Origin of the sequence: Dactylosporangium darangshiense (assembly GCF_039537565.1) — a bacterium.
Taxonomy (GTDB): Bacteria; Actinomycetota; Actinomycetes; order Mycobacteriales; family Micromonosporaceae; genus Dactylosporangium; species Dactylosporangium darangshiense.
On record NZ_BAABAT010000023.1, the window covers coordinates 48,215 to 68,047 of the forward strand.

Annotated in this window: 20 protein-coding genes; 5 read left to right on the plus strand and 15 right to left on the minus strand. The window is 72.7% G+C overall.

What is annotated here, in order from left to right:
• Positions 1-23: 23 nt before the first annotated feature.
• The 3 genes from ABD901_RS33800 to mhpA all read right to left on the minus strand — a co-directional run bounded on the left by ABD901_RS33800 (position 24) and on the right by mhpA (position 3,164).
• A complete protein-coding gene (locus tag ABD901_RS33800; protein ID WP_345133118.1) occupies positions 24-866 on the minus strand; it encodes a DUF4097 family beta strand repeat-containing protein in 843 nt (280 codons plus the stop codon).
• 76 nt (positions 867-942) lie between these two features.
• On the minus strand, positions 943-1,452 hold the full coding sequence (locus ABD901_RS33805) for a type II toxin -antitoxin system TacA 1-like antitoxin (RefSeq protein ID WP_345133120.1): 510 nt from the start codon (positions 1,450-1,452) through the stop codon (positions 943-945).
• A 317-nt stretch (positions 1,453-1,769) separates the two neighbouring features.
• Positions 1,770-3,164, minus strand: coding sequence for a bifunctional 3-(3-hydroxy-phenyl)propionate/3-hydroxycinnamic acid hydroxylase MhpA (gene mhpA, locus ABD901_RS33810; protein ID WP_345133122.1), 1,395 nt, complete (start codon positions 3,162-3,164; stop codon positions 1,770-1,772).
• Between the two features lie 318 nt (positions 3,165-3,482).
• On the opposite strand from mhpA, the gene ABD901_RS33815 reads away from it, so the two are divergent.
• Positions 3,483-3,977, plus strand: a complete 495-nt coding sequence (locus ABD901_RS33815) for a YciE/YciF ferroxidase family protein (protein WP_345133124.1) — start codon at positions 3,483-3,485, stop codon at positions 3,975-3,977.
• A 39-nt stretch (positions 3,978-4,016) separates the two neighbouring features.
• Here ABD901_RS33815 and ABD901_RS33820 read toward each other — a convergent pair whose 3' ends face one another.
• From ABD901_RS33820 to ABD901_RS33830, 3 genes are read right to left on the minus strand one after another with little or no spacing between them, the layout of a single operon-like run.
• Positions 4,017-4,778: an ABC transporter permease gene (locus ABD901_RS33820; protein WP_345133126.1), complete on the minus strand. Its 762-nt coding sequence runs from the start codon at positions 4,776-4,778 to the stop codon at positions 4,017-4,019.
• Positions 4,775-6,247, minus strand: coding sequence for a DUF1349 domain-containing protein (locus tag ABD901_RS33825; RefSeq protein WP_345133128.1), 1,473 nt, complete (start codon positions 6,245-6,247; stop codon positions 4,775-4,777). Before ABD901_RS33825 ends, ABD901_RS33820 begins: the two co-directional genes overlap by 4 nt.
• Entirely contained in the window at positions 6,244-7,167 is a 924-nt protein-coding gene (locus ABD901_RS33830) for an ABC transporter ATP-binding protein (RefSeq protein ID WP_345133129.1), read from the minus strand. Before ABD901_RS33830 ends, ABD901_RS33825 begins: the two co-directional genes overlap by 4 nt.
• A 133-nt stretch (positions 7,168-7,300) precedes the next feature.
• Here ABD901_RS33830 and ABD901_RS33835 point away from each other — a divergent pair, with 133 nt between their 5' ends.
• Both ABD901_RS33835 and ABD901_RS33840 read left to right on the plus strand, forming a co-directional pair.
• On the plus strand, positions 7,301-8,590 hold the full coding sequence (locus ABD901_RS33835) for a sensor histidine kinase (RefSeq protein WP_345133130.1): 1,290 nt from the start codon (positions 7,301-7,303) through the stop codon (positions 8,588-8,590).
• Between the two features lie 352 nt (positions 8,591-8,942).
• Positions 8,943-9,614: a response regulator gene (locus ABD901_RS33840; RefSeq protein ID WP_345133132.1), complete on the plus strand. Its 672-nt coding sequence runs from the start codon at positions 8,943-8,945 to the stop codon at positions 9,612-9,614.
• 53 nt (positions 9,615-9,667) lie between these two features.
• Here ABD901_RS33840 and ABD901_RS33845 read toward each other — a convergent pair whose 3' ends face one another.
• The 4 genes from ABD901_RS33845 to ABD901_RS33860 are packed head-to-tail and all read right to left on the minus strand — an operon-like array spanning position 9,668 to position 13,005.
• Entirely contained in the window at positions 9,668-10,447 is a 780-nt protein-coding gene (locus ABD901_RS33845) for a putative protein N(5)-glutamine methyltransferase (RefSeq protein ID WP_345133134.1), read from the minus strand.
• A complete protein-coding gene (locus ABD901_RS33850) occupies positions 10,440-11,081 on the minus strand; it encodes a LuxR C-terminal-related transcriptional regulator (protein WP_345133136.1) in 642 nt (213 codons plus the stop codon). Before ABD901_RS33850 ends, ABD901_RS33845 begins: the two co-directional genes overlap by 8 nt.
• Positions 11,033-12,331 carry a sensor histidine kinase gene (locus ABD901_RS33855; protein ID WP_345133138.1) on the minus strand — a complete coding sequence of 433 codons (1,299 nt, stop codon included), beginning with the start codon at positions 12,329-12,331 and terminating at the stop codon, positions 11,033-11,035. The genes ABD901_RS33850 and ABD901_RS33855 overlap by 49 nt, the downstream gene beginning before the upstream one ends.
• A gap of 59 nt (positions 12,332-12,390) precedes the next feature.
• On the minus strand, positions 12,391-13,005 hold the full coding sequence (locus ABD901_RS33860; RefSeq protein ID WP_345133140.1) for a pyridoxamine 5'-phosphate oxidase family protein: 615 nt from the start codon (positions 13,003-13,005) through the stop codon (positions 12,391-12,393).
• 78 nt (positions 13,006-13,083) lie between these two features.
• On the opposite strand from ABD901_RS33860, the gene ABD901_RS33865 reads away from it, so the two are divergent.
• Together ABD901_RS33865 and ABD901_RS33870 are read left to right on the plus strand one after the other, a co-directional pair.
• Entirely contained in the window at positions 13,084-14,430 is a 1,347-nt protein-coding gene (locus ABD901_RS33865; RefSeq protein WP_345133142.1) for an aspartate aminotransferase family protein, read from the plus strand.
• A 71-nt stretch (positions 14,431-14,501) separates the two neighbouring features.
• Positions 14,502-15,299 carry an SAM-dependent methyltransferase gene (locus ABD901_RS33870; protein WP_345133144.1) on the plus strand — a complete coding sequence of 266 codons (798 nt, stop codon included), beginning with the start codon at positions 14,502-14,504 and terminating at the stop codon, positions 15,297-15,299.
• A 1-nt stretch (position 15,300) separates the two neighbouring features.
• Here ABD901_RS33870 and ABD901_RS33875 read toward each other — a convergent pair whose 3' ends face one another.
• The 5 genes from ABD901_RS33875 to ABD901_RS33895 are packed head-to-tail and all read right to left on the minus strand — an operon-like array spanning position 15,301 to position 19,830.
• Entirely contained in the window at positions 15,301-16,437 is a 1,137-nt protein-coding gene (locus ABD901_RS33875) for an ABC transporter substrate-binding protein (protein ID WP_345133146.1), read from the minus strand.
• Positions 16,438-16,467: 30 nt separating this feature from the next.
• Entirely contained in the window at positions 16,468-17,226 is a 759-nt protein-coding gene (locus ABD901_RS33880) for an ABC transporter permease (RefSeq protein WP_345133148.1), read from the minus strand.
• Complete coding sequence (locus ABD901_RS33885; RefSeq protein ID WP_345133150.1) at positions 17,223-17,981, minus strand: ABC transporter ATP-binding protein; 759 nt, start codon at positions 17,979-17,981, stop codon at positions 17,223-17,225. The genes ABD901_RS33880 and ABD901_RS33885 overlap by 4 nt, the downstream gene beginning before the upstream one ends.
• Positions 17,978-18,838 carry an ABC transporter permease gene (locus tag ABD901_RS33890; protein WP_345133152.1) on the minus strand — a complete coding sequence of 287 codons (861 nt, stop codon included), beginning with the start codon at positions 18,836-18,838 and terminating at the stop codon, positions 17,978-17,980. Before ABD901_RS33890 ends, ABD901_RS33885 begins: the two co-directional genes overlap by 4 nt.
• The gene (locus ABD901_RS33895; RefSeq protein WP_345133154.1) at positions 18,835-19,830 is read right to left on the minus strand and encodes a TIGR03842 family LLM class F420-dependent oxidoreductase; all 996 of its coding nucleotides are present in this window, start codon (positions 19,828-19,830) and stop codon (positions 18,835-18,837) included. The genes ABD901_RS33890 and ABD901_RS33895 overlap by 4 nt, the downstream gene beginning before the upstream one ends.
• Between the last annotated feature and the right edge of the window lie 3 nt (positions 19,831-19,833).

Sequence of the window (19,833 nt, forward strand, 5' to 3'; positions counted from 1 at the left end):
CTTCCTCCCTGTATGCGCGTCGCTCAGGCGCGGTGGATGGTGATGTCGCCGTAGGAGGTGCGGGCGCGCACCTCGACGGTCAGGTCGGTCTCGTCGGGCCCGATTGCGTTGTCGACCCGGTTGTGCACGCGGCCGAAGCCGGTGTCCAGCTCGAGCCAGGCGGCGGTGCCCTCGGCGATGCCGACGCTCAGGTCGCCCATGGCGGTGCCGAGGACGACGGAGCCGCGCACGACCTCGCCGACGCGGATGTTGCCGTTGGAGGACTTCGCGTCGACCCCGGCGCCGGCCCGCCCGATGGTGATCTCGCCGTTGGCCGCGCGGACCCGCACGTCGCCGGCGACCCGGTCGACGGTGGTCGCCCCGTTGGAGTTCTTGATGACGGCGGTACCGTCGATCTCGCCGACCTGGACGTTGCCGGTGCCAGTCGAGATGTCGGCGTCGCCGGCGACCTCGCGAGCGGTGACGTGCCCGGCCCCGGTGTCCAGGTGCAGCGGCCCGGTGTGCTCGAGCCCGACGTCGCCGATGCCGGTCTTGAGCCGGCACCGCCCGAGGAGCCCGGTGCTGCGGACGTCGCCGGCCTGCACGTCGGCGGAGACCCGGGACCCGGCGGGCAGCTCGATGGTCACGTCGACCGACTTGGTCTTGCGGGAGAAGTCGAAGGTCCGCCTGGGCCCGGTCACCCGCAGCGTCCCGTTGGCGTAGTCGACCCGGATCTGCTGTGCGGCCTTCACGTCGGACTCGTCGCTGTCGTCGCTCGGCCGCACCTCGACGACGGTGTCGGTGCGCTCGCTCGCGGCGATCTTCAGGTGCCCGACACCGAGCTCGACGGTGACGGCGATCGGTTCGAGGGTCTCGAAAGTAGGCATGGTTGTCCCCGCTTCGTGGGTAGGTGGAACGTCCCCGCAGGTCAGGGACGTGAGGTGAGGATTCGTGCGGTGCGGGTCAGCGCACCCAGCCGGTGAAGCGCTGCTGCTGTTTCGGCCCGCGCGGCTCGGGCCGCTGTTCGCGCTCGCCGCGCTGCAGCCCGGCGGCGGCCGCCCGCACCAGCCAGGCGTTGACGGAGCGCCCCTCCTTGGCCGCGGCGTCCTCGATCGCGGCCTTGAGCTGCTCGGGCATGCGCACGTTGATCCGGGCGGCGGGCCCTTCCTCGCCGACGAGCAGTTCGCTGTCGGCCGGCGCCTCCGCGGCGGTGGCGGCGCGCACTTCGGCGGGCGGCGGGGTCACGACGAAGCTGGGGTCGCGCCCGCGCAGCCGCAGCTCCACCGACCCCGGCGCCAGATCCCGGGTGATCTCGTCGGCCGCGGCGGACAGCGCCTCCAGCAGCGTCATCCGGATCGCCGACTCGAGCGACCCGGTCAGGTGCTCGACCAGTGCACGCGCCTCGTCACCGCTGGTCTCGGCGAGCGTGGCGAACTCGCGGCCGAGGTTGCTCACATACGTGGTCAAGTCCATGCTGCCATGATGGCACACGCTTGGCACCACCGCAAGCCACATTGGCTCAGCATGGTGTCGCCGCGGCACCGCCTGGCACTTCACAGCACTTCGTTGGCACCGCCCACGTATGGCACCGCCTGGCACCTCGCGGCACCGGCCCAGCGCCTTACGGCTTTGGGGCGCCGGCCTGGCACCTCGCGGCACCTCATGGCACCGCTTGGCACCACCGCTCGGTGCGGCCTGCACATTCGGACGAAAAAGGATATGTCGCCTGTCAGGGTATAAGTCCGAAAAGTCGTGGCGCGGAGCGCCCGACTTTTCGTGCGGAACGCCGGTCAGCGCGTGGCGTGGACGACGCGGTCGGGGCGCAAAACCACCGTGCGGCCCCGTAGCCAGCGGCGCAGCCTGCCCGACGGGTCGAGCTCGGGCGTTACCCGCACAACGCGATGACCGGAGTCCGGCGACACCGCCCGGCCGTCCGGGCAGAGCACCGACCAGCCGGGGCCGAGGGCCTCGTCCAGCAGTCGCTCGCCGTCGTCGAGCATCACCCGCGGCTGAGGGGACAGGGTGCCCGCGCGGCGGCCGGAGCCGACGCCGCGCAGCGGGGGGCTGGTCGAGCGCAGGGCCAGGCCCTTCAGGCCGGGCAGGCGCCAGATCGCGCCGAGGACCACCCGGCGCACCGCGGCGGCGCGGTCCTGGCCGCCCGTCATCGCCCAGCCGGCCACCTTCGCCAGGCGGATCTGGGCGCGGACGTGCGGGGAACGTTCGCGTTCGTAGGAGTCGAGCAGGTCGGGCGCGCCGCCGGGGGTCTGCAGGTCGGCGGCGAGCTTCCAGGCCAGGTTGTAGGCGTCGCGCAGGCCGGCGCCGAGGCCCTGGCCGATGAAGGGCGGGGTCTCGTGTGCGGCGTCGCCGAGCAGGAAGGTGCGGCCCGAGCGCCAGGGGTCGGCCACCGCGGCGCGGAAGGTGTACTCGGCTCGGCGCACGATCCGCACGCCGGTGCCGCGCAGCCATGGGGAGAGCAGCGGCTCGACGTCCAGCAGCGGCTCGTGGTCGAAGAGGCGGAACTCCCAGCGGTACCGCTGCGGGCCCAGCTGCATGAAGCTCGCGGCGCGGCGCGGGTCGCAGACCTGGTGCACGCCGCCCCAGGCCTCCAGATCGGACTCGCAGACGCCGTCGACGACGAGCCACCGTTCGGCGAAGCGCAGGTCCAGGCGCTGCGCGCCGATCAAGGTGCGGACGGTGCTGTTGGCGCCGTCGCAGCCGAGCACGGCCGACGCCGGCACGGTGTGTTCGGTGTTGTCGGACGTCAGGCGGTACCGGACGGAAGAGGAATCGGCCGCGAAGACCTCGGCGCCGCCGATGAACTCGATTCCTTCCAAAGCAGCCATGCGCGCGCGCAGCAGGCGTTCCAGGTCGGGTTGGTCGAACATGTTCGCCTGCGGGTAGCCGTGCGGGCCGCTGGTCGAGTCGCGGCGGAACTCGGCCATCACGCGGTGGCGGGCGTCGAGCAGGCGCAGGCCCAGGCCGGGGCGGCTCAGCCGCAGGAAGTCCTCGGCGACGCCGATCTCCTGCAGGATGCGCATCACCTCGTCGTCGACGTGCACGGCTCTCGGCAGCGGGTACGGCTCGGGGTAGCGGTCGAGGACCAGGCACGGGACGCCGCGCTGGGCCAGGAGGATGGCCGCGCCGACGCCGACCGGGCCGGCACCGACGATCACCACGCGATCCACGCGCCCGAATCTACACACGATCCGGGCGCGCGGACCCCAGTGAAGCGTTGGACCTGAGCAAAGCGTGCGGCCACGGGACGAGCTCAGCTGCAGGTGCGGCCGTTCAGGGCGAACGACGCGAGGTTGGTGTTCGTGGCGTTCCAGTTGGCCAGGAAGCCGAAAGTCGAGCCTCCCTTCTCGTTGCAGGGCAATGCATTAACCGCCTCAGTAAGGGTCAGCGAACCACCCCCCGCACACCCGGCCATCGGCGTGAACGGCGTGCAAATTTCGGTGCCGCGGGTAGAGCACGCCAGATCCCAACCCAGACAGGAGAAGCGAATGGCACTCGACAACCCGGCCGACCTGTTCCTCTACGAGCTGTCGGGCATGTACGACGCCGAGCGCAAGAGCAACCAGATGGTGGGCGAGATCCTCGGCAGGACGGAGCAGAGCCCGCTGGCCCAGATCCTGCGCGCCCAGCAGCAGCAAGGTCAGCAGAAGATCCAGAACATCGAGACGTGCTTCGCGATGATGGAGACGGAGCCCGTCGAGGTGCCGTGCATGGCCGTCGACGGCATGCGGGCCGAGTTCCAGGCGTTCGCCGAGCAGCGGCCGTCGATGGAGGCCATGGAGATCTACACCGTCGACGCCGAGACGCGCCTGGCACACTACGGCGTCGCCGCCTACCAGAACCTGATCGACAAGGCGCTGCTCATGGGCGAGATGCAGTGCGCCCAGATCCTGCGCACCAACCTGGTGCAGAAGCAGGAGAACGCCGGGACGTTCGAGCGGATCAGCCACGAGCTCGGTCAGCGCGTGGCGATGAGCGTCTGACATACGGGCCGCCGCGACAACGAAGTCGCGGCGGCCGCCTTACACATCCCGTAGCTCGAACAGCAGCAGCCCGATCACCACGGCGCCCGCCGCGTAGAGGGCGAGGACGCCGAGCCCGGCCCACGGCCCGATGTCGGGCGGCGTGACGTGCCGGGTCATCTGCACGGCGAGGCCGGCGTCCATCGGGCCCCAGCGGTGCAGCCGGTGCGCCCACTTCGGGCCGGCCACCATCGAGGCGAGCAGTGGCACGACGAACAGCACGGCGAGCACGGCGCCGATCGCGGCACCCGTGTCGCGCACGATCAGCGCGATGCCGGCGGCGAGCAGGGCGATGAGGGCGAGGTACAGCACCGAGCCCGCCGCCGCCCGCCGCGCCGGCTCCTCGCCGAGCGCGAGGGCCGCGAACCCGCGCCGCGGCACGACGTACGCCCCGACCAGCAGCGAGGCGCCGACCGAGACCGCGCCGGCGACGAGCACCGTGGCGGTCAGCACAGCGAGCTTGCCCAGCAGCGCGAGGGCGCGGCGGGGCATGGCGGCGACCGACGGGCGGATCGTGCCCGTCCCCCACTCCCCCGCGACCACCAGCACCGCCAGGACGGCGACCGCGACCTGCCCGAGGCGCACCCCGTACAGGCTGCGCTGCACGGTGTCGACGACACACGCCCCCTCGCAGTGGCGCGCGTCGAGCGACACGGTCATGAGCGCGCCGATCCCGGCCGTCCCCACCACCGCGGCCGCCAGCAGCCAGTACGTGCTGGCGACCGTCCGCAGCTTCGTCCACTCCGCCAACACGGCGCTCACGCGTCCCGCCGCCGCAGCAGCCACCAGGCCAGGATCAGCGCGCCGGCCGCGTAGGCGCCCGTGCTGGCCAGGCCGGCGAGGGAGCCGATCGCGGCGGTCGGGTCGGCGAGCGTGTCGTCCGGCGGCTGGGCGCGCCAGGTCGCCAGGCCACCGGCCGGCGTGAGCAGCATGACCCACCGCGCCAGGCCGAGCGGGACGACCGACCCGATGATCACCGGCAGCACCAGTAGGGCGATGACGGTGGTGATCGCGGCCGCGCTGTGCCGCACGATCGCGCCGACCGCCGTGGCGAACACCGCGATCAGGGCCAGGAACGCGGCGGTCAGCAGCAGCGTGCGCAGCACCGGCCAGTCGGCGAGGGAGTAGCGGGGGAACGCCGGCGGCGCGTACCCGTGCGCGATCAGCCTGGGCCGGGCCAGCAGCAGCGCCGCCGCGCCGCCGGCAAGGGCCACGACATAACTCACGGCGCCGATGACGACGGCCTTCGCGGCCAGGGTGAGGCCGCGACGCGGCTCCGCGATGAACGTGGTCCGGATCATGCCGCGCCGGTACTCCGCCGTCACGAACAGCGCCGCGACCGACACGAGCGCCATGGCACCCGCCAGCACGCCGAAGAGGGCGACGCTGATCGGGTCGTCCGGCGGCGCCTTGGGCCCGATCTCGCCGCGTCCCTTGACCGTGAACGTGCCGCCCTGCTCGGCGAACGACGGTCCGTCGCGTTCGGCGGGCGGCTCGCCGTTGCCCCGGTCCGCACCCGCGGGAGGCGGGTCCTTGACGACGTTCTCGCGGGGCATCTCGACGGGGCCGCCGGCCCACTCGCCGGAGGCGCCGGTGACAGCGACGCCGTCGAAGGTGGCGGTGGCCAGGGTCGGGCGCTCGCCGACCGACGTGCCGCCCGGCTGCCGCTCGACCTTGATGTCGGCCGGCGAGGCGACGAAGAGCCCGATGAGCACGTCGTGGGGCAGCGCGGCCGCGGTCACCTTCGCGACGCGGGTCCAGGTGGTGCCGTCGGCGGACTGCTCGCCGGTGACGGTGTTCCCGGCGCGGGTGAGCCGCAGCCACACCGGCGCCGCACCGGCGCGGCCGCGCACGTCGGTGCCGTAGTCCTGGCTCAGGTGCACGCCGGTACGCCGGGCGGCGAACAGCGACACGTACCGCGAGCCCGATGTCAGGCCGTCCTTGAGCATGAGCCCGGCCGCCGCGTCGACGCCGTTGTCGGCGATGGTCGCCACCCGGACCGTGATGCTCCCGTCGCCGGACAGCGGCCGGTGCACGAACTCGAACTCGTCCGACACCGGCCGCCCGTCCGGGCCGACTACGAAGTTGCGGTGCACGTTGGCGTCCGTGCCGCCGCTGGAGGAGGCCAGCAGCCCGAGCCCGACGATGAGCACGGCGGCGCCGAGCAGCGCGGCCGCCCACCGCCGCACCGTGCGCAGCTTCGTCCACTCGGCCAGCAGCGCGGCGGTCATGCCGCACCCGCCCGGGCGGCGAACTCGGTCTCGTCGCGGGTCAGCTCCATGTAGGCCTCCTCGAGGCTCGCGCGGTGCCGGTGCAGCTCGGAGAAGGCGACCCCGGCCGCGGTGAGCGCCGCCGACACCTGCGCGGAGGGCATCCCCTCGACGGCGAGGCGGTCGGTGCCGACGGCGGCGACCGTCCCGCCGGCGTTGGCCAGGACGGTCATCGCGCCTTCCCGGTCCTCGGTGCGCACGTCGACGCGGTCCTTCGAAGCCCGCTCGATGAGCTCGGCGACCCCCACGTCGGCGAGCAGCCGGCCGCGGCCGACGACGAGGAGGTGATCGGCGGTGTCCTCCAGCTCGCTCATGAGGTGGCTGGAGACGAGCACGACCCGGCCCTCGGCGGCCAGCGAGCGCAGCAGCTGCCGGATCCACACGATGCCCTCCGGGTCGAGGCCGTTGACCGGCTCGTCGAGCACGAGGACGCGCGGGTCGCCGAGCAGCGCGGCGGCGATGCCGAGGCGCTGGCGCATGCCGAGGGAGAAGCCGCCGGCCCGCCGCCGCGCCGCCGTGGCGAGCCCGGCCAGCTCGAGCGCCTCGTCGACCCGGCGGCGGGGCAGGCGGTTGCTGTGCGCGAGCCAGAGCAGGTGGTCGCGGGCGCTGCGCCCGGGGTGCACGGCGGCGGCGTCCAGCAGGGCGCCGACGTGCGTGAGCGGGCGGCGCAGCGACCGGTACGGCACGCCGTTGACCAGCGCGCGCCCCTCGTCCGGCGCGTCCAGGCCCAGGATCATGCGCATGGTGGTCGACTTGCCCGCGCCGTTGGGCCCGACGAAGCCGGTCACCTCGCCCGGGCGCACGGTGAAGCTGAGGCGGTCGACCGCGACGACCGAGCGGAAGCGCTTGCTCACCGCCGACACCTCGATGGATGGTTGCATGGGCTCGACGCTATGCGGCGGCGGGCCCCCGGTCGTCACGCCGCGGAGCGCACCCGCCGTCCCCCGCACGAGCTACGCGCGGGTGTCACCGCAGGGGGACGCCGTCGCGCCAGCGGGCGACGACAATGTCCCTGTGCAGCGGGCGATCGGGTGGGCGAGCCGGACGGGGCGCGCCGTGGTGTCGTCCCGGCCCTGGCCGTTCGCCGCGGCGGCGGTCCTGGCCCTGTTTGCGGCCGACCTGAGCAGCGTGCCCGGGCTGCTGCTGGGGCTCGCGATGACGATTCCCCTGATGTGGTACCGCACGGTGCCCGCCCTCGCCGCCGCGCTCATCGCCGCCGGGGTGGTGGTGAGCCTGCTCGCCGGCCGGGTGCCGCCCGCGGCCGGCATCGCCGCGCTGGCCGGCGCCTACCTGGTCGTGGGCCTGCGCTCGGCGCGCGCGTGGATGGTGATCCTCGTCGTCCCGTTCGCGCTGCTCGCCCTGTTCCCGGTGGCGGTCGCCCCGGCGAGCGGGTCGAGCAGCGGCACGGTCGGCGCGGGCCAGGTCCCCGGCTCGCAGGCCGACGCCCGCGAGCAGCCGGCACGGGGGCCGGGCGGCGACGCCGACACGCAGCCCGGCGCGGACCCGGGCGAGCAGGGCCGGACGTTCGCGGTGACGCTGCTGCTGCTCACCGGCGGCGCGGTGGCGTTCGGCGCGATGAGCCGGTCGCGGGCGGAGACGGCCCGCCGCACGATCGACGAGCGGCGCGTCGCCGACACGCTGCTGGACCACGCTGCCCGCGGCGAGCGCGCCCGCATCGCCCGGGAGCTGCACGACGTCGTGGCGCACCACGTGTCGATGATCGCCGTGCAGGCCGAGGCGGCCCGGCTCACCACGCCCGGCCTGCCGCCGGACGGCGGCAAGCGTCTGCTGGCCATCGGCGACACCGCCCGGACCGCGCTGACCGAGATGCGCCGCCTGCTCGGCGTGCTGCGCGAGGACGCGGGCACGCCGCCGGCCCGCCGGCCGCAGCCGGGCCTGCGGCAGCTCAACGAGCTCATCGACGAGGCCCGGGCGTTGGGCGGGGCGAGCACCCGGCTCATCGTGCGCGGCGCGGTCGCGCCGCTGGACCCGGGGGTCGAGCTGACCGTGTACCGGATCGTGCAGGAGGCCCTCACCAATGCCCGCCGCCACGCGCCCGGCGCCGCGGTCGACGTCGAGCTGGACTACGGGCCGTCCGAGCTGCGCGTCCGCGTGCGTGACAACGGCCCCGGGGCCGCCCGCGGGCCGGACGTGCCGGGAGAGCAGGGGCACGGGCTGACCGGCATGCGGGAGCGGGCCGCGATGCTCGGCGGCAGCGTCGAGGCGCGGCCCGGATCGGTCGGCGGGTTCCTGATCGAGGCCCGCCTGCCGATCCTGGCGGGCGACCGGGCGGAGGCGCAATGAGCGGTACGGAGCGAAGCGGAGTGGCCGCTCATCGTGGACACAGGTTCAGCTCATACCGCTGCCGGAGCGAAGCGGAGGTGACGGAATGAGCGGTACGGAGCGAAGCGGAGTGGCCGCTCATCGTGGACACAGGTTCAGCTCATACCGCTGCCGGAGCGAAGCGGAGGTGACGGAATGAGCGGTACGGAGCGAAGCGGAGTGGCCGCTCATCGTGGACACAGGTTCAGCTCATACCGCTGCCGGAGCGAAGCGGAGGTGACGGTATGAGCGGTACGGAGCGAAGCGGAGTGGCCGCTCATCGTGGACACAGGTTCGGCTCATACCGCTGCCGGAGCGAAGCGGAGGTGACGGTATGAGCATCCGGATCGTCGTGGCCGACGACCACGAGCTGGTGCGCAACGCGTTCGCGTCGCTGCTGGACACGCAGCCGGACTTCGCCGTCGTGGGCACCGCGGCCGACGGGCGCGAGGCGGTCCGCGCGTGCCGGGAGACGGGGCCCGACCTGGTGCTCATGGACGTCCGGATGCCGGTGCTGGACGGGATCGAGGCGACCCGGCAGATCCTCGCCGCGGCCGGTGCCGCGCCGCGGGTGCTGATGCTGACCACGTTCGACCTCGACGAGCACGTGTACGACGCGCTCAGCGCCGGCGCGAGCGGCTTCCTGCTCAAGGACGTGACCGCCGAGCGGCTCTTCGACGCGGTCCGGGTCGTGGCGGCCGGCGAGGCACTGCTCGCGCCGACGGTGACGCGGCGGCTCATCGCCGAGTTCGCGCGGCTGCGTCCGCACGCCCGCCCGCCGGGGCCGGCGTTCGGCGCGCTGACGCCGCGGGAGACCGAGGTGCTGCGGCTGCTGGCCGGCGGGCTGTCCAACCCGGAGATCGCCGTGCGCCTGGTGGTCAGCGAGGAGACGGTGAAGACGCACGTGAGCCGGGTGCTGGCCAAGCTCGGGTTGCGCGACCGGACGCAGGCGGTCGTCGCGGCCTACGAGCACGGCCTCGTCGTGCCGGGATCCGGCTCAGCGTAGGCGCCCGACCACGATGAGCGGCCTACGAGCACGGACTCGTGCCGGGATCCGGCTCAGCGTAGGCGGCCGACCACGATGCTCGTCTCGGTCTCCTCGTCGGTGACCGTCGCCGGGTGCAGGCCGGCGGCGCGCAGGACCCGGTGCGCCTCGTCGAGCTGGGCGGTGCCCGCCTCGCACAGCAGGGCGCCGTTGGGTGCGAGCCACCCGGGCGCCTCGGCGGCCACCCGGCGGAACACGTCGAGGCCGTCGTCGCCGCCGTCGAGCGCGGCCCGCGCCTCGTGGACGCGGAACTCCTCGGGCAGGAACGCGATCTCGGCCGTGGGCACGTAGGGCACGTTGGCGAGCAGGATGTCGACCCGCCCGCGCAGGTCGGCCGGCAGCGGCTCGAACAGGTCGCCCGCGAACACCTCGCCGGTGACGCCGGCCAGGTTGCGCTGGGCGCAGTCGACGGCGACAGGGTCGATGTCGGCGGCGACCAGGCGCGCACCCGGCACGCCGCGGACCACGACGAGGCCGAGCGCGCCGGTGCCGCAGCACAGGTCGAGGACCGTGGCGCCGTTGCGGATCAGCGCGCGGGCGGTCATCGTCAGCAGCTCCGTGCGGTGCCGTGGGACGAAGACGCCGTCGGCGATGTCCAGGCGTACCCCTGCGAAAAATGCGTGACCGAGCACGTGCTCCAGCGGTGCGCCGTCCGCGCGGCGGGCCACCATGGCCTCCAGCGCCTCGTCGTCGGCGGCCGCGGCGAGCAGGTGGCCGGCCTCCTCCTCGGCGAAGACGCAGCCGGCGGCGCGCAGCCGGGCCACGACCTGCTCGTGTGCGCGCGGGCTAGGCATTGAGATACGCCAGCACGGCCAGGACCCGCCGGTTGTCGTCCTCGGAGGGCGGCAGTTCGAGCTTGGCGAAGATGTTGTTGATGTGCTTGCCGACCGCCTTCTCCGTCACGAAGAGCTGGGACGCGATCGCCGCGTTGGAGCGGCCCTCCGCCATCAGGCCGAGCACCTCGCGCTCGCGCGGCGTGAGCGCACGGGTCGGCGCGCCGGCGTTGCGGGCCAGCAGCTGCGAGACGACCTCCGGGTCCATGGCGGTGCCGCCGGCGGCGACCCGGTGTACCGCATCCACGAACTCACCGACCGTGGCCACCCGGTCCTTGAGCAGGTAGCCGACCCCGCCGTTGCGGTCGGAGAGCAGTTCGCGGGCGTAGAGCTGCTCCACGTGCTGCGACAGGACCAGCACCGGCAGGCCGGGCGCCTCGGCCCGGGCGGCGATGGCGGCGCGCAGCCCCTCGTCGGTGAAGGTCGGCGGGAGGCGCACGTCGACGACGGCGACGTCGGGCCGGTGCGCCAGCAGCGCCGCGCGCAGGTCGGCGCCGTTGTCGACGGCCGCGACGACCTCGAACCCGTACGCGCCGAGCAGCCGGATCAGCCCGTCGCGGAGGAGGGCGAGATCTTCGGCGATGACAACGCGCAAGGCAGCTCCATGGTCAGCACGGTCGGCCCCCCGGGCGGGCTGTCGACGCGGAGGCTCCCGTCGAACGCGGCCAGCCGCTTCTCGACGCCGGCCAGCCCCGAGCCGGCGCGGGCCGCCGCGCCGCCCACGCCGTCGTCGCCGACGCTGACGTAGAGGGCTCCCCCGAAGTAGGTCAACGATACCCATGCGGCCGTGGCGCCGCTGTGCTTGACGACGTTGGCGAGCGCCTCGGCCGCGGCGAAGTACGCGGCGGACTCGACCGGCGCCGGGGGCCGCCCCGGCAGCTCACCGTCCACGGCCTCGACCGCGACCGGCAGCGGCAGCGTCAGGGCCAGGGCCCGCAGCCCGCCCAGCAGGCCGCGCTCGGCGAGCACCGGCGGGTGGATGCCCCGCACGAGCAGCCGCAGCTCGGCGAGGGCCTTGGTGCTGGCCTGGCGGGCCTCGGCGATGAGCGCCTGCGCGGCGTCCGGGTCGTGCCGGACGAGGTCCTCGGCCATGCCCAGGCTCATGCCCAGCGCGACGATGCGGGCCTGCGCGCCGTCGTGCAGGTCGCGCTCGATGCGGCGCAGCTCGGCGGCCTGCGCGTCGACGACCTGCGTGCGCGTCTGGGTGAGCCGGTCGACACGCACGGAGAGCACTGCGCTGCGGGTCGGCCCGAGCAGGCTGTGGTCGTACCGCGCCAGCGCCCACTGCAGCCACGGCCCGCAGTACAGGGCGCCGGCCGTGATCAGGGCGCCCTGCGGCGGGACGAGCAGGAAGTCGGCGAGGTCGTCGACGGGCCACGTCACGCCGTAGCCGTAATAGCCGCTGGCCGCGCTGGCGATGACCGGGACGAGGACGACGCCCTGCACGCCGTACAGCAGCGCGATGAGCCCGGCCAACCCGCCCGCGAGCCCCAGCGGCGCCCCGCCGACGAGCCACAGCAGGTCGCGCCACGTCGCCGGGTCGCGCACCAGCCACATCCACCGCCGCGGCGAGCCGATGAACGCGCCGGCGGGCCGCGGCCGGTAGGGCCGGGGTATCTCGACCCCGGCCCACTCACGCGCGAGGTCCCGCCGCGCGTCGGCGTAGGCGCGCACCAGCAGCTGCACCAGCGGGGCGAACACGAGCCCGACCCCGAGCACCGTGGTCAGCCACGAGAACACGGTGAGGATGACGAGGAACAGGTGGATCGGGAACGACAGGATGCCGACGAGCGCCACCCGGCCGATGCTGACCAGTCCTCGGCGTGCGAACGGCCACCAGGTCATGCAGCCATTCTGTCCGCGCGAGGGTGCCGCGGCAGTAGGTCTAACCCCCCAAAGTTCCCTCAGGCGTACAGGCCCCGGCTGTAGTTGGCCTCGGCGTAGTACTCCTCGAGCTGCTCGACGCTCTCGGGGGTGTCCTGCACGCTCTTGACCAGGTTGGCGTGCGAGGGCAGCTGCTCGGGCGTCCAGGTCTCGGGCTTCCACAGCTTCGAGCGCATGAACGACTTCTGGCAGTGGAAAAAGATCGTGTCGATGTCGACGACGAGCGCCAGGACCGGCCGGTGGCCCTCGACGACGAGCTCGTCGAACCAGGGCGCGTCGGTGAGCAGCCGGGCGCGGCCGTTGATCCGCAGGGTCTCGCGGCGGCCGGGCACGAGGAAAATCAGCCCGACGTGTGGGTTGGCCAGGATGTTGTGGAAGCCGTCGGCGCGCCTGTTGCCGGGGCGCTCCGGCACGGCGATCGTGCTGTCGTCGACGACGTAGGTGAAGCCGGGCGGGTCGCCCTTCGGCGAGACGTCACAGTTGCCCTGCGCGTCGCTGGTGCCGACGAGGACGAACGGCGACAGGGCGAGCCAGTCGCGGTCGGTCTGGCACAGGCGCGGGCGCTCCTTGGACTTGGCCCGGGGCATCGGCGACCCGAGCAGCTCCTCCAGTTCCTGTTCCGAGGTGATCTGCATGGGACCAGCATAAGGGCGGTAACAACCTGTAACAGAGCAAGTATTGTACGGCCGGACGTGTGCCATTAGCTTCAGCTCATGACGGGACAACGCACCGACGCGTACCTCGACGACCGAGCGCACGTCTTCCACTCGTGGTCGGCCCAGCGCAGCCTCGATCCGGTCGTCGTGGCCGGCGGCGAGGGCGCGACCTTCTGGGACGAGTCCGGCCGGCGGTACCTCGACTTCGCCTCGCAACTGGTCAACCTCAACCTCGGCCACCAGCACCCCCGGGTGGTGGCCGCCATCCAGGAGCAGGCCGCGGCCTTGTGCACGATCGCGCCCACGTTCGGCAACGCGGCGCGCAGCGAGGCGGCCCGCCTCATCACCGAGGTCGCGCCCGGCGACCTCAGCCACGTGTTCTTCACCAACGGCGGCACCGAGGCCAACGAGCACGCGGTCCGCATGGCCCGCGCCACCACCGGCCGCCACAAGATCCTCGCCGCCTACCGCTCCTACCACGGCGCGACCACGGGCTCGATCACGCTCACCGGCGACCCGCGCCGCTGGGCCAACGAGCCGGCGATGCCGGGCGTGGTGCGGTTCTTCGGCCCGTACCCGTACCGCTCACCCTTCCACGCCGACAGCGAGGAGCAGGAGACCGAGCGCGCCCTGGCCCACCTCGAGGAGGTGTTCACCCTCGAGGGCCCGCAGACCATCGCCGCGGTGATCCTCGAGTCGGTCGTCGGCACCAACGGCATCCTGGTACCTCCCCCCGGCTACCTCGCGGGCGTGCGTGACCTGTGCGACCGCCACGGCGCCCTGCTGATCGCCGACGAGGTCATGAGCGGCTTCGGCCGCTGCGGGGAGTGGTTCGCCGTCGACCGCTGGTCCGTGGTACCCGACCTCATCACGTTCGCCAAGGGCGTGAACTCGGGCTACGTCCCGCTCGGCGGCGTCATCCTCGGCCCGCGGGTCTACGAGACGTTCGCCGAGCGCCCGTTCCCGGGCGGCCTGACGTACTCCGGCCACCCCCTCGCCTGCGCGGCCGCCGTGGCCACGATCGAGGTGATGCGCGAGGAGTCCATCCCCGAGCGCGTCCGCGACCTGGGCGAGCGCGTGGTCCGCCCGCGCCTGGAGAAGCTGCGTGAGCGCCACCCGAGCGTCGGCGAGGTCCGCGGCCTGGGCCTGTTCTGGGCGATCGAGCTCGTCCGCGACCGCGACACCCGCGAGATGCTCGTGCCCTACAACGCCTCCGGCCCCGCCGCCGCCCCGATGGCGGAGGTGATCGCGGGCTGCAAGTCCCGCGGCGTCTGGCCCTTCACGCACTTCAACCGGGTCCACGTGGTGCCGCCGCTGGTCATCACGGAGGACGAGCTCCTGCAGGGCATCGACGCGATCGACGACGCCCTGGACGCCGCCGACGCCCACACGACCTCCCTCTGATCCCTCCCGCCCTCGTCGCCGCGCCACCTCCGCGGCGACGAGGGCCGGCGGGGAACAGCTAGGCTAGGGCAGTGACATCGGTCGAACTGAACACCGGCGTTCCGCACTCTGCCCGCATCTACGACTACCTGCTCGGCGGCAAGGACAACTTCGCCGCCGACCGGGAGGCCGCGGCCGGGATCACCGTGGACTGGCCCAACCTGGCCATCTCCATGCGGGCCAACCGCAACTACATGGCGCGGCAGGCGCGGTTCATCGCCGCCGACCTGGGCATCCGGCAGTTCCTCGACATCGGCGCGGGGCTGCCGACCGCGCCCAACCTGCACGAGGTCGTGCAGAGCGTGGCGCCGCAGAGCCGGGTCATGTACGTCGACAACGATCCGATCGTGCTCGTGCACGCCCGTGCGCTGCTGACCGGGTCGCCGCTCGGGCGGACCGCCTACCTCGACGCCGACCTGCACGATCCCGATGCGATCGTGGCGTCGCCGCAGTTCCGGGAGACGTTCGACCTGTCGCAGCCGGTCGCGGTCAGCCTGATCGCGATCCTGCAGTTCATCGTCGACGAGACCAAGGCGCGGCGGATCATCGAGCGGCTCATGGCGCCGCTGGCCGCCGGCAGCGTGCTGGCACTGTCGACGGTTACGGCCGACAGCGCGCCGGACGAGGTCAACAAGGGGGTTGCCGCCTACGTGGCGCGCGGGATCGACGAGAAGGCGCGCGACCTGAGGACGGTCGAGGCGCTCTTCGACGGGTTCGAGCTGATCGAGCCTGGCGTGGTGCTGGTGAACCACTGGCGGCCGGACGCGGCGGCCGCCGCCGTACCGGACGAGCACGTCCACATGTACGGCGGCGTCGCGCGTAAGCAGTAAATCAGGCGCCGCCGGCGGTCAACGTGACCGTCGCGGGCTTGAACGAGTTGCCGTTGACGTCGACGCCGGCGGCCTTCGCCGCCGCGACGGCCTGGTTGATGTACTCGTTCGTGTGGTCGAGGCCCTCGGGCTTCTTCTTGAGTACCGTGTCGCCGGTCTGGTTCTTGGTGTTGAGCGAGATGTCCACGGTGCGCGTCCAGTCGCCCTCGCTCACCACGCCGATGCCCAGCGGTGCCGGCCACACGAGCTTGTTCACCTCGTTCATCTGCCACAGCTGGTGTGTCTTGCCGAGCTTGGAGCCCTTGGCCACCACCATGTCGCGGCACTGCTCGGGGTTGTCGCGGCAGAAGGCCCAGCCCTGGATCGTCGCCGTCAGGAACTTCACGGTCTGGTCCTGGTACGCCTTGTCCTTGAGCTTGTCGGTGTTGGCCCAGACGGCGTCCTGCAGCATCGACGTGCCGACGTCCTTCCAGTCGATGATGGTGAAGTCCTCCGGCTTGTACAGCTGGCCGGTGGCCGGGTTGGTGGCCTCGAGCAGCTGCGCGTACTCGTTGTAGGACATGGCCTGCGCGACGTCGATCTCCTTCTTCAGCAGCGCCTGCATGTCGAACTGCTGCTGCACGAGGGTGACGTCCTTGCCGGGGTTGAGCCCGGCCTTGGTCATGCCGGCGAAGAGCTCGTACTCGTTGCCGAAGCCCCAGTTGCCGACCTTCTTGCCCTTGAAGTCGGCCGGGATCTTGATGTTGGAGCTGGCGAAGGCGACCTGGTAGGTGCCGGAGCGGGCGAAGATCTGCCCGACGTCGGTGATGCCGGCGCCCTGCTCGCGCGAGGCGAGGGCCTTGGGCACCCACGCCACGGCGTAGTCGGCCTTGCCCTGCGCGAGGACGGTCTGCGGGACGATGTCGACGCCGCCCTCCAGCAGCTGCACGTCGAGGCCCTGCTCCTTGTAGAAGCCCTTGTCCACGGCGGCGATGTAGCCGGCGAACTGGGCCTGGAAGAACCACTGCAGCTGCAGCTTCACAACCTTGGTGCCGCCGCTGCTCGTGGCGGTCGGCGTGGTGGGCTCGTCGGCGGTGCCGCAGCCGGCCAGGGCGAGCCCTGCCGCGACCACGGCCCCGATCAGGGGCACTCTCTTCACAGGATCCTCCGGGGGTACCGTTGAAAAAAACTACGAACGGGCCTTCCAGGGCATCGCGAGCCGCTCCAGCAGCAGGGTGGTCAGGTAGAAGGCGAGCCCGAGGGCGCATGCTCCGGCCACGAACGCCCACGCACGGGGATACGCGGTGAACGCGGCGGCGGAGGTGATGCGCGCCCCGAGCCCGTCCTGCAGCCCGCCGAAGTACTCCGCGACGACCGCAGCGATGACGGCCAGCGACGACGCCTGTCGCAGGCCGGTGAACAGGTGTGGCAGCGCGCTCGGCAGCCGCACCAGGCGGGCGAACTTCCACCCGCCCGCGGCGTAGCTGTCCATGAGCTCGCGGTGGGTCGGGTCGACCTCCCGCAGGCCGCGCAGCGTGTTGACGAACACCGGGAAGAACACGATGATCCCGGCGACCAGCCGGCGCGGCACGCTGCTGGTGGAGTCGAACATGTTGTTGAGGATCGGCGCCAGCGCGATGATCGGCAGCGCGTTGACGACCGCGGCGAAGGGCACCGAGACGTCGCTGAGCCACCGGGCCTGGCTGGTCAGCAGCGCGGCCAGCACGGCCACGACCGTGCCGCCGATCAGCCCGGCGAGGGCGTTGGCCCCGCTGGCCAGGGCAGCGTCGAGGACGTTGCCGCGCTGCTCGACGAGCTCGGCCCAGATCGCCGAGGGGGCCGGCAGGATGAACGGCGCGATGCGGCCCAGCTTGACGGTGAGCTCCCAGCCGGCGAGGCCGAGCACGCCGACGACGACGGGCGGCAGCACGGTGCGGGCCCACCTCATGACCGCAGCGCCTTGCGCACGGCGGTGACGGTGTCGAAGTAGGCGGTGGACTGCCGCGCGGCCTCGTCGCGGGAGGGCAGCTCGACGTCGATGGTGGCGACGATCCGGCCGGGGCGGGCCGACATGACGACGACCTTGTCGGACAGGAACACCGCCTCGGAGATCGAGTGCGTGACGAAGACCGTCGACGTTTCCGTCTTGGCGCAGATCTGCAGCAGCTCGGTCTGCAGCCGCTCGCGCGTCATCTCGTCGAGGGCGCCGAAGGGCTCGTCCATGAGCAGCAGCGGCGGGTGTACCGCAAGAGCCCGCGCGATCGCCACGCGCTGCTGCATGCCGCCGGAGAGCTGTGCCGGGTAGTGCCCGCCGAAGTCCGACAGCCCGACGAGGCCGAGCATCTCCTCGGCCCGGGCCCGCCGCTGCTGGCGCGGGATGCGGCGCAGCTCCAGCGGCAGCTCGACGTTGCGCCGCACCGTGCGCCACTCGAACAGCCCGGCCTGCTGGAAGGCGATGCCGTACTCCTGGTCCCGCCGCGCCTGCCGGGCCGGCTTGCCGGCGACGGTGAGCGTGCCGCTGGTCGGTTCGATGAGGTCGGCGATAAGCCGCAGCAGCGTCGACTTGCCACAGCCGGACGGCCCGATGAGGGAGACGAACTGTCCGCTGTCGACGGTGAGGTCCACATCGGACAGCGCGGTGACCTCGTCGGATCGGCCCGCGTTGAAGACCTTGGTCACGCCCGCGATCGACACCGCGGTCATATCACGTTCACCTCTACTCGGCGGCGGTGGCGCATGAGGGGGATCTCGAGCAGGCTGACGAACCCGGCGACGGCCAGGCCCAGCACGGCGGCGCCGAGCATGGCGGTGTACACCTTCGCGGGGTCGGAGGTGGCCTCGCGGGCGTACTCGATGACGAGCCGGCCGATGCCGCCGCGGGTGCCGGTGGAGATCTCACCGACGACCGCGCCGACGACCGCGGCGGCGCCGGCCAGGCGCAGGGCCGGGAACAGGAACGGCAGCGCCGAGGGCAGGCGCAGCTTCACGAACGTGCGCCACCAGCCGGCGGCGTAGCTGCGCATCAGCTCGACGCCGCTTGCCGGCGGGGACTGCAGGCCGCGCAGCAGGCCGACGGCGACGGGGAAGAACGCGAGGTACGCCGCGATCGTCGACACCGTCATCCAGTCCTGCCACGGGTAGGGGCCGAACGACAGCCGGCCGCTCCAGCCGGCGACGAGCGGTGCGAGTGCGACCAGCGGTACCGTCTGGGACAGCACGACATAGGGCAGCAGGCCGCGCTCGATGACGCCGAAGCGCTGCATGAGCGCGGCGAGCAGGAAGCCGACGAGGACGCCGGCGGCGAAACCGGCCGCGGTGATGCCGAACGTGAACAGGCAGGCGTCGAGGACGACGCGCCAGATCGGGCGGCCGCCGGCGAGCTCCGGGTGGCCGAGGCGCTGGATCACGGTGTACAGGTGCGGCATGGAAAGGTCGTCGGTGCGGGGCAGGATGTGCACCCCCCAGAGCGCGGTGCCCTCGGGTGCGCCGACCGCCTTGTAGCCCTCCCAGAGGGCGACGAAGGCGGCGAAGCCACCGAGGGCACCGAGAACTCGTCTCATGAGACGACCGGGATGACGTGCTCGCCGTAGGCGGCGAGCGTGGACTCCTTCGCGTCGTGCTGCAGGTACAGGGCGAACTGGTCCACGCCGAGCTCCTTGAGCTCGGCGAGGCGTTTGAGGTGCTGCTCGACCGGGCCGAGGATGCAGAAGCGGTCGACGACCTCGTCGGGCACGAAGTCGGTGTGGACGTTGCCGGCCCGGCCGTGCTGTGCGTAGTCGTAGCCGGTGCGGCCCTTGATGTAGTCGGTGAGGACCGCCGGGACCGCGCCCTGGGCGCCGTAGCGGGCCACGATGTCGGCGACGTGGTTGCCGACCATGCCGCCGAACCAGCGGGTCTGGTCGCGCTGGTGCGCGAGGTCGTCGCCGACGTAGGCCGGCGCGGCCACGCAGAACTTGATCGCCGCCGGGTCGCGTCCGGCCTGTTCCGCCGCCGCGCGGACCGCCTTGATCATCCAGGCGGCGATGTCCGGGTCGGCCAGCTGCAGGATGTACCCGTCGCCGACCTCGCCGGTCAGCGCGAGCGCCTTGGGCCCGTATGCGGCGACCCACACCTCGAGCCGGCTGTCGGGCGCCCACGCGAACTGCAGGTCCCGCTCGCGCAGGCGCACCGGCCGGCCGTTGCCCAGCTCCCGGATCACCTGCACGCACTCGCGCAGCTCGGCGAGCGTGGTCGGGCGGGCGCCCAGCACGCGCACCGCCGAGTCGCCGCGCCCGATGCCGCAGATGGTCCGGTTGCCGTACATCTCGTTGAGGGTGGCGAACAGCGAGGCGGTGACCGTCCAGTCCCGGGTGCCGGGGTTGGTCACCATGGGCCCGACGACGACGCGTTGCGTGTCGGCGAGGATCTTGCTGTAGATGACGAACGGCTCCTGCCACAGCACGTGGGAGTCGAACGTCCACACGTGGCTGAAGCCGGCCGCCTCGGCCCGCTTCGCAAGCTCGACCACGCCCATCGCGGGCGGGTCGCACTGCAGCACCACCCCTATGTCCATCGT